The sequence below is a fragment of the bacterium genome (assembly GCA_016873475.1).
Classification (GTDB): domain Bacteria; phylum Krumholzibacteriota; class Krumholzibacteriia; order JACNKJ01; family JACNKJ01; genus VGXI01.
In genome coordinates this window covers 1-9,353 of the sequence record VGXI01000130.1, presented here as the reverse complement: position 1 = coordinate 9,353, position 9,353 = coordinate 1, and the positions used below count along the sequence as shown (strand labels likewise).

General features: G+C 68.2%; 9 protein-coding genes. 7 read left to right on the top strand and 2 right to left on the bottom strand.

Annotated elements, in window-relative coordinates; genetic code table 11:
- On the bottom strand, positions 1 to 467 hold a 467-nt coding region (locus FJ251_10695), incomplete at its 3' end, for a hypothetical protein (GenBank protein ID MBM4118188.1).
- Between the two features lie 153 nt (positions 468 to 620).
- Here FJ251_10695 and FJ251_10690 point away from each other — a divergent pair.
- A complete protein-coding gene (locus FJ251_10690; GenBank protein MBM4118187.1) occupies positions 621 to 2,063 on the top strand; it encodes a proline--tRNA ligase in 1,443 nt (480 codons plus the stop codon).
- Between the two features lie 39 nt (positions 2,064 to 2,102).
- Here FJ251_10690 and FJ251_10685 read toward each other — a convergent pair whose 3' ends face one another.
- Entirely contained in the window at positions 2,103 to 3,749 is a 1,647-nt protein-coding gene (locus tag FJ251_10685; GenBank protein ID MBM4118186.1) for a hypothetical protein, read from the bottom strand.
- 487 nt (positions 3,750 to 4,236) lie between these two features.
- Between FJ251_10685 and FJ251_10680 the strand changes: the two genes are divergently transcribed.
- The 6 genes from FJ251_10680 to FJ251_10655 all read left to right on the top strand — a co-directional run.
- Positions 4,237 to 4,920, top strand: coding sequence for a DUF2461 domain-containing protein (locus FJ251_10680; GenBank protein ID MBM4118185.1), 684 nt, complete (start codon positions 4,237 to 4,239; stop codon positions 4,918 to 4,920).
- A gap of 126 nt (positions 4,921 to 5,046) precedes the next feature.
- Positions 5,047 to 5,916 carry a phosphate ABC transporter substrate-binding protein gene (locus FJ251_10675; GenBank protein MBM4118184.1) on the top strand — a complete coding sequence of 290 codons (870 nt, stop codon included), beginning with the start codon at positions 5,047 to 5,049 and terminating at the stop codon, positions 5,914 to 5,916.
- A gap of 33 nt (positions 5,917 to 5,949) precedes the next feature.
- Entirely contained in the window at positions 5,950 to 7,035 is a 1,086-nt protein-coding gene (locus FJ251_10670) for a hypothetical protein (GenBank protein MBM4118183.1), read from the top strand.
- A 1-nt stretch (position 7,036) separates the two neighbouring features.
- Positions 7,037 to 7,966, top strand: a complete 930-nt coding sequence (gene pstC, locus FJ251_10665; GenBank protein ID MBM4118182.1) for a phosphate ABC transporter permease subunit PstC — start codon at positions 7,037 to 7,039, stop codon at positions 7,964 to 7,966.
- A gap of 3 nt (positions 7,967 to 7,969) precedes the next feature.
- Positions 7,970 to 8,839 (top strand): phosphate ABC transporter permease PstA, encoded by an 870-nt coding sequence (gene pstA / locus FJ251_10660; GenBank protein MBM4118181.1) that lies wholly within the window; start codon positions 7,970 to 7,972, stop codon positions 8,837 to 8,839.
- A partial coding sequence (locus FJ251_10655; GenBank protein ID MBM4118180.1) for an ATP-binding cassette domain-containing protein occupies positions 8,836 to 9,353 on the top strand: 518 nt, incomplete at its 3' end. The genes pstA and FJ251_10655, both read left to right, overlap by 4 nt.

Genomic DNA, 9,353 nt, shown 5'->3' with positions numbered 1-9,353 from the left:
AAAACCAAGAGCTGCTGCCGATGTCCGAGGAGCGTGTACACCCTGGCGCCCTGGCCCGTGATGCCGCCCCCCAGCGGCCGCCACGAAGCCCCATCCCAGCGCGCCACGCGGTTCACGGCGGTCGTCCCCGAGGATTCGAAGTCCCCACCCGCGTAGAGGACGCCATCGAAAACATAGAGACAGCGGACAATCCCGTTGAACCCGGCTCCCAACGGAGCCCAGCGGGTTCCATCGAATCGCGCGACGCGGTCTGCGGGACAGTCGTCGACGAGCCTGAAGTCCCCGCCGATCACGAGATCGCCGTTGAAGACGGTCGTGGCGTAGACCCAGTGATCGGCGCCAGGCAGCAGGAACCGCGTGGTCCAGTCGCCCTGGGCCGCTGCGACCGATGGGAGCGCAATGGCGACAGGTAGGATCAGGCGCCTTAGCCAGGCGCCCGAGCGCCTCTGATCGTGATCACCACACATCTTGCACCCTCCCCGGCCAGAGTCCCTCATCAACGAAAAGCCTATCAGAAAAGGCGAGCCATTGCCAGCGGCGGACGCTTCGCACCCTGGTTGCTCTTGCGCACTGGCCTGAATCCAGGTAGCTTACGCCGATCCGCCCGCAGGAGGACGAAGATGGCGCAGGGCATTGCCACCCAAGCCGAGGACTACTCGCGCTGGTACACGGACGTGGTCCAGAAGGCCGAGCTGGCCGACTACGCGCCCGTCAAGGGCTGCATGGTGATCCGCCCCTACGGCTACGGCCTCTGGGAGAACATGCGCGCCGGCCTGGACGCCCGCTTCAAGGCGACCGGCCACGTCAACGCCTACTTCCCGCTGCTCATCCCGGAGAGCTTCCTGCAGCGAGAGGCCGAGCACGTCGAGGGCTTCAGCCCCGAGCTGGCCGTGGTCACGCACGCCGGCGGCAAGAAGCTCGAGGAGCCGCTGGTCATCCGCCCCACCAGCGAAACGATCATCTGGTCCATGTACAGAAAGTGGATCCAGAGCCACCGCGACCTGCCGATCCTGATCAACCAGTGGGCGAACGTCGTGCGCTGGGAGCTGCGCACGCGGCTCTTCCTGCGCACGGCCGAGTTCCTCTGGCAGGAGGGCCACACCGCGCACGCCACGGCGGCCGAGGCCGAGGAGGAGACCCTGCGCATGCTCGACGTCTACGCGGACTTCGCGGAGACGGAGATGGCCCTGCCCGTGATCAAGGGCCTCAAGACCGAGCAGGAGAAGTTCGCGGGCGCGCTGCGCACCTACTGCATCGAGGGCCTGATGGGCGACGGCAAGGCCCTGCAGGCCGGCACCAGCCACAACCTCGGCCAGAACTTCGCGCGCGCCTTCGACGTCACCTTCCAGAACGAGCAGGGCGATCGCGAGCTGGTCTGGGCAACGAGCTGGGGCGTCTCGACGCGCCTGGTCGGCGCCCTCGTCATGGCGCACGGCGACGACGACGGCCTCATCCTGCCGCCCCGCCTCGCGCCCGTGCAGGTGGTGATCGTGCCCATCTACAAGACGGACGCGGAGCGCAGCGCCACGGTGACGGAGGCCCAGCGCGTGGGCGACATCCTGCGCGCGGCCGGCCTGCGCGTGCAGGTGGACGACCGCGACAACTTCAAGCCCGGCTGGAAGTACGCCGAGTGGGAGCTGAAGGGCGTTCCGCTGCGACTGGAGGTCGGGCCCAAGGACATCGAGAAGCGCTCGGTGTTCAGCGCGCGCCGCGACACGCGCGAGAAGCAGGCCCTGCCCGTCGACGCGATCGCCACGCTCGCAAGCGAGAAGCTGGTGGCGATCCAGAAGGACATCTTCGCCAAGGCGCTCGCCTTCCGCAGGCAGATGACGACGCGCGTCGATTCCTGGGAGGAGTTCAAGGCCGAGCTGGAGACGAAGGGCGGCTTCCTCGTCGCGCACTGGGACGGCACGGCGGAAACCGAGGCTGCCATCAAGGAAGAAACCAAGGCGACGATTCGCTGCCTGCCCTTGACACCGGATCCGGCCGACCTCGAACCCGGCGATTGCGTCTACTCGGGGCGGGCCAGCGCGCGGCGCGTGCTCTTCGCGAAGTCGTACTGAGAAGCTTCCGCAAGGATCGAGCCCCGCTGGCGGCGGCTTTTACTTTACAAGCAGCATCGGCCTAGCTGTCGCGCCGACGGCAGTCTCCAGGCGATAGAGGTACACACCGGAGGGCGCCGGCTGGCCGGCGGCGTCGCGACCGTCCCATGCCAGCTCAAACTGACCGACGGGGAAGTGCCGCTCCTCGGCGAGCACGCGGATCCGGTGACCGCTCACATCGAACACCGAGAGCGCGATCGCCATTGGCTCATTCAGGGCGAAGGGGATCGTCGTGCTGGGGTTGAAGGGGTTCGGGTAGTTCGCCCCCAGGACCGCTTGCTGCGGGACTACCTGCTCAACGGCAGTCAGATCGCAGCCGGCGCCGTACACTCCCATCTGCACGCCGCACCCGTTGTTCCACGGCAGGCAAGGCGAAGACCCCACAAGGGTGAAGTCGTCCGCAGCGGCATCGCAGAAGAGAGGGTCGAGGGAGACGTTCCCGTTTACCCCCGTTTGATCGAGCAGGTCGCCGCCGTAGTTGCCCGCCGGGTTACCCCAGAGATCGGAGCAGGAGGCGTCGAGGCTGGCACCGAAGTCGGTCCAGAGCGCTGGACCGCCTGAGTTCCCCACGAGCAGGCAGTTGATCAGATCTGCCTTGCCCTGCCAGTTGGCCGTGATTGCGGAACCGGCGGTCCAGAGGCACTCATTGTCGATGAAGGAGGTGTTGATGAACTGAACCGGCGGGTAGGCCATGTACTCGCCCACATAGACCCCGCCGCCAGCGCCGGCCGTGTTGCGTAGGATGAGACAGTCGCGGAAGACCGCGCCCTGATCCGACTCGATGCAGATCGCGCCCCCAAGCTCTAGCGCTGTGTTCTCGATGAAGGAGCAATTCTCGAAGAGGCCCGGCCGACCGCCAGTGTCCACCCCGCCGCCATCGCGGGCACGATTGCGGATGAAGACGCAGTCCTTGAAGTAGACATCGCTCGCGGCGCTGTACCAAACTCCGCCTCCATTCGCGGCCGCTTCGTTTCCTTCGAAGGTGACATTGAAGAACTGAGGGGCCGACCAGCAGATACTCACCCCTCCTCCGCGCCCATCGCCGTAGTTGTTGCGGACTATCACGTTCACAAGCACGGCATCACTGACATTGCAGATGGAAAGCCCACCGCCTGCCCCAGTATCATCCACATTGTTCTCGATCACGCAGTTCTCGAGCAGGGGTGTTCCCCCCGTGTTGATGTCGATGCCGCCTGTGTACTTCGCGTAGCACTGCTGAACGACGAGATCTCGAAAGGTAGGGGCGGAGTAGCATTGGATTCCGCCGCCGTGGCCGGAGGGCAGGTTCCCGTTGCGAATGGTAATCCCCTGAACCAGCGCAGCGCGCGTCTCGCCGCTGGTGAGGTGCATTCCCCGTCCTGCTCCTTGGCAGTCGATGATGGTGTTGGCGGAGCCCCCTACCCCGATCAGGGCAATGTCCTTCCCGAAAAAGTCGAGGTCCTTGTTTCCGACGCCGGTGTAGGTTCCTGGGGCCAGCAGCACGGTGTCCCCAGGCTGGGCGAGATTGATCCCTGCCTGAATCGTGCTTACGGTCAGCGGCACGTGAATCGTGGCCGCTCTCGCCGGGAAGGCCGCTGCGAGAAGCAGGCATCCAAGAAGGCACCCCGCGAGGGGCTTGATACCCGTAGGCCAATCAGCGCGTCGCATGCCCTACCTCCTGATCTTCAACCCAAGTCCGAAGGTCGACGGCCTAGATGGCCAATAGTATAGCACCAGGACGTCCATGGCAGAAGCACCGAGTATCAATACCCAAGAAACTCCCGAAATCGAGTGCAGCTCGAGGCCTCGCTCGAGCTGCTGATCCAGTCGGACGCGCCCGAGGGCCCCCGCTTCGTTGAGATCCACGCGGCGGCCGCAGATCCCGGCCGGCCGCAGCGGCTACATGGCCGAGATCGCCGAGGACACCCTACCCGGAACGACGGTGCTCTCTTGGGACAGCCAGCAGGGCATCTGGGGCGTTGTGAGGATTCTCAGGAAGTAGCCGACATCCCTCATCGGCATGCAGACCCGGGAGTTGCCACGTGGCAACTCCCGGGCTTCGCGTCGCTGGCCGCGCGACTAGCGCGCCGCGCTCGATTGCGCTCCTCGCCCTCGCCTGCTAGGCTTGGCCGCCCTCCGGCAGCAGGAGCCCGCCATGCCCAGCAGCGAGTTCACCGGTTTTCCCCCCGCCGCGCCGCGCTTCTTCCGCGCGCTGGCGAAGAACAACGACAAGACCTGGTTCGCCGCCCACCGAGACGAGTACGAGACGGCCGTGCTCGCGCCGGCGCGGGCCTTCGTGCTCGCCCTCGGCGCGCGGCTCGCGGAGGACGTGCCCGGCCTCGTCGCCGATCCGCGCACGGACCGCAGCATCTTCCGCCTGCACCGCGACACGCGCTTCAGCCCCGACAAGTCGCCCTTCAAGACCCACCTGGGCCTGCTCTGGTGGGAGGGCATGGGCGACAAGCTCGCGAGCTCGGCCTTCTACTTCCAGCTCGACGCCAGGGACGTCTACCTCGGCCTCGGCTTCTACCAGTTCACGCCCGCGGCCTTGGCCGCCTACCGCGAGCGCGTGCTGGACGCCAAGGCCGGTCCCGCGCTGGTCCGGGCGCTGGGCGCGGTCGAGCAGCGCGGCTACACGGTGGGCGGCGAGCGCACGCAGCGCGTGCCGCGCGGATTCGACCCGGCGCATCCGCGCGCCGAACTGCTGAAGGTCAAGGGGCTCTATGCGGGGATCAGCCTCGGCCAGCCGGCGGCGCTCGGCAGCCCCGAGCTGCTGCCCCTCGTGCACGGGCACTTCAAGGCGCTGCTGCCCCTACACCGTTGGCTGCGCGTGCTTTAGTCGCTCGCCCGCGGCGCAGCGTCGGCCCTTGATTTCGCCCCCGGAGTCCGGTATACGGAAGGCGTCTTCACGCCATCTTCATCCCAATTTCACACGGCCCCGCCCGGCCCCGTCGAGGAGACCTTCATGCGGACCTGGCTCGTCCCGCTCTGTCTGCTCGCGGCACTCGTCGGCTGCGGGCGCGGCGATTCCGGCTCCCGCACGCTGATCCAGAACAAGGGCTCGGACACCATCGTCAACGTGGCCCAGGCCTGGGCCGAGGCTTACAAGGCCGTGAGTCCGAACGTGGCCGTCGCGATCTCGGGTGGCGGCACGGGGACAGGGATCTCTGCACTGATCAACGGCACCGTGGACATCGCCAACGCCAGCCGCCGGATGACGGAGAGCGAGATCGCCGAGGCGCGCGCAAAGGGCCACGAGCCGGTGGAGTTCATCGTCGGCTACGACGCGCTGGCGGTCTACCTGCACCACGACAACCCGCTCGGACAACTCACGCTGGCCCAGCTCGCCGAGATCTACGCCGACGGCGGCGCGATCGAGAACTGGGCGCAGCTCGGCGTCAGCGTGCCGGGCGCCAAGGACGACCACATCGTCCGCGTCAGCCGGCAGAACAACAGCGGCACCTACGCCTACTTCAAGGAGGCCGTGCTCGGCAAGCAGCGCGAGTACAAGCTCGGCTCCTTGGACATGCACGGCTCCAAGGACGTCGTCGACCTCGTCGCCCGCACGCCCGGCGCCATCGGCTACAGCGGCCTCGCCTACGCGACGCCCGAGGTGAAGCCGGTGCCCATCGCCCGCAGCGAAGGCGAGACGCCGGTCGCCCCCACCGTCGAGTCCGCCCGCAACGGCAGCTACCCGATCGCGCGGCCGCTCATCATGTACACGGCCGGCCAGCCGACGGGCGCCGTCAAGGCCTACCTCGACTGGATCCTCAGCGACGCCGGCCAGCGCATCCTGCGCGACAAGGGCTACGCGCCCATCCGGCCGCTGGACTAGGTCCGCGCCCGGCGCGGCAAGCCGAGGGAGACCATGCCCCACTACCAGGAACGGCTCGAGCGCGACCTCCAGCAGATCCGCACCCAGCTCGGCGAGTTGCACGCGCGCGTCGACACGGCGCTGCGGCAGGCCACCGAGGCGATGCTGAGCGGTGACGACGACCTCGCCACGCGCACAATCATCGAGGACAACCCGATCAACCGCGCGACGCGCGAGCTGGACCGGCTCAGCCACAGCTTCATCGTCCGCCACCTGCCCAGCGCTGGCGTCTTGCGCTTCATCTCCTCGGTGATGCGCCTCACCGTCGCCCTCGAGCGCATCGGCGACTACGCCTGCTCGATCTCGCGCGAGGCGCTCCTGCTCTCCAAGCAGCCACCCAAGACGGTGGCCGCCGACATCTCGCTGATGCTCGAGCACAGCGGCAAGAACCTGCGCGGGGCCATCGGAGCCTTCATCGCCGCCGACGCGGAGCGCGCGGAGAGCGTGCGCCAGGCGTCCTTCGCCTCGCGGCGCCTGTTCGGCAAGCTCTACGCCGACCTGCTGCGCGTCGGCGACAAGCAATCGCGGCCACCGCAGGACCTCTTCGCCTTCCTGATCACCTTCTATCGGCTCGAGCGCGTCACCGATCAGGCGCGCAATATCTGCGAGGAGACCCTCTTCACGGTCGCCGGCCAGGCCAAGCCGCCGCGGCAGCGCAACATCCTCTTCATCGATGAGAAGGACTGCTGCCTGGCACCCTTCGCCGCGGCGCTCGCGCGCAAGGCCTATCCCGAGAGCGGCCGCTACGCGAGCGCCGGTTGGACGCCCGCGCTCGCCATCGACGCCACCGCGCAGAGCTACATGAACTCCCTCGGCCTGGACTGCGGCAGCCACGTGCCCACGCAGCTCGCCACCGACAATGAAGCGCTGGCGGCGCACGACATCATCATCAGCCTCAGCGGGGACGTCCGCGAGCGCTTGTCCGAGTTGCCCTTCCGCACCCTGTTCCTGCACTGGGATCTGCAGGCGGCCAGCGAAGAAGCGCCGCTCGACCGCGAGCGCCTCGCCGCCCTGCACCGCGAGCTGTCCCGCCGTCTGCACGAGCTGATGGACATCCTCGTCGGCGAGCGGGCCGGCTGAGATGGCGGCGCCGAGCAGCGGACGCCGGCTACCGCCGGCCCTGGACCGCCGCAACGGCGCCTGGTGGCTCGATCGCGCGGTGCAGGTCGCGGTCTTCGCGGCGGGCATCTCGGCGATCGTCTTCATCCTCGGCATCTTCGTCTTCATCAGCGCCGAGGGCGTCGGCTTCTTGACCTCGCGCTTCGATGCCGGCGAGTTCTTCGGCTCGATCAACTGGCGGCCGACCTCGGACACGCGGCCGACCTACGGCATCCTCGCCCTCATCGCCGGCACCGCCAGCGTGACCGGCCTCGCGATGCTCCTCGCCGTGCCCTTCTCGCTGGGCGCGGCCATCTACATCGCCGAGTACGCGACGGGCCGCACGCGCGAGATCCTCAAGGTCCTCGTCGAATTGCTCGCGGCGATCCCCTCGGTGGTTTGGGGCTTCATCGGCCTGAGCATCATGAACCCGCTGATCATCCGCGTCTTCGATGTCCCGGTCGGCCTGACGGTGCTCAACGCCGGCGTCATCCTCGGCCTGATGGCGGCGCCGATCATGACGACCATCGCCGAGGACGCGCTCAAGGCCGTGCCCGACCGCTACCGCGAGGCCGCCGAGGCAATGGGCGCCACGCGCTGGCAGGTGATCCGCCGCGTCGTACTGCCCGCAGGCAAGAACGGCCTCGTCGCCGCGGTGCTGCTCGGCGTCGGCCGCGGCTTCGGCGAGACGATGGCCGTGCTGATGGCCAGCGGCCACTCGATCAATCTGCCCACAAGCCCCTTCGACTCGGTGCGCGCCCTGACGGCCACCATCGCCGCCGAGCTGGGCGAGACCGCCGTCGGCTCGGAGCACTACCGGGCGCTCTTCACGCTGGGCATCCTGCTTTTCCTCGTCACTTTCATCATCAACCTGACCGCGGATCTGATCGTCCGCGGCCCGCGGCGGCGCTAGGCCATGTTCCGCGCCACCCCGCTCAACGCCCGCAACCGCCGTCGCCAGGAGCTGGTCCGCCTGCTCTTCGGCCTGATGACGGGTCTGCTCATCCTGCCCGTGCTCGTCATCATGGCCGTGCTCATCGTCAAGGGCGCGCCGGCGATCACACCCACCTTCCTCTTCAGCGAACCGACGCAGGGCATGACGGCCGGCGGCATCCTGCCTGCGCTCGTGGGCACGATCTGGCTGGTGGTGGTGGCGCTGATCGCCTCGGTGCCGATCGGCGTCGCGGCGGCGATCTACCTCTCGGAGTACGCGCCCGACAACTGGCTGACGCGCGTGATCAACCTGGCGATCATCAACCTAGCCGGCGTGCCGTCCATCGTGCACGCGCTCTTCGGCGTCGGCGCCTTCGTGCTCTTCTTCCGCTTCGGCACGAGCATCCTCGCCGCCAGCCTCACGCTCGCCGTGATGAGCCTGCCCGTGGTCATCGTCGCCACGCGCGAGTCGCTGCAGGCCGTGCCGCAGGCCTTCCGCGAGGCCTGCTGGAACATGGGCGCCACGCGCTGGCAGACGATCCGCACGGTCGTGCTGCCGAACTCGGGAAGCGGCATCCTCACCGGCATCATCCTCGAGGTCTCGCGCGCGGCCGGCGAGACGGCGCCGATCATGTTCACGGGCGCCGCGCTCTTCCTGCCCTTCCTGCCGCACAGCGTCTTCGACCAGACGATGGCGCTCAGCCTGCATCTCTTCGTGATCTCCACCCAGGTGCCCGACGTGCCCGAGGCGATGCCCTACGGCACGGCGCTCGTGCTGATCACACTCGTGCTCGCGATGAACGCGCTCTCGATCGGCTTCCGCATGTGGCTGCGCGGGAGGAAGAAGTGGTGAGCGCGCCCGCCGCCGCGCCCGCCGTCAAGCTCGCCGTGCGCGACCTGGCGGTTCATTACGGCCGCCACTGCGCCCTGGCCGGCGCCAGCTTCGAGGTGCGCGCCGGCGAGATCTTCGGCATCGTCGGCCCGGCCGGCAGCGGCAAGACCTCCTTCCTGCGCGCCCTGAACCGGATGGACGCCTTCATCGCGCCGATGCGTGTGAGCGGCGAGATCCGCCTCGACGGCCGCGACCTCGGCGAGTGGCGCAACCTCTACGCGCTGCGGCGGCGCATTGGCGTCGTCTTCCCGCTGCCTGTGGGCTTGCCGCTGTCGGTCTACGACAACGTCGCCCTCGCGCCGCGCCTGGCGGGCGTCCGGAACCGCAGCGTTCTGAATGAGATCGTCGAGCGCTGCCTCACGCGCGCCGCCCTCTGGGACGAAGTGAAGGACCGTCTCGGCTCGCTCGGCAGCCTGCTCTCGGGCGGCCAGCAGCAGCGCCTGACCATCGCCCGCGCGCTCAGCCAGGAGCCCCC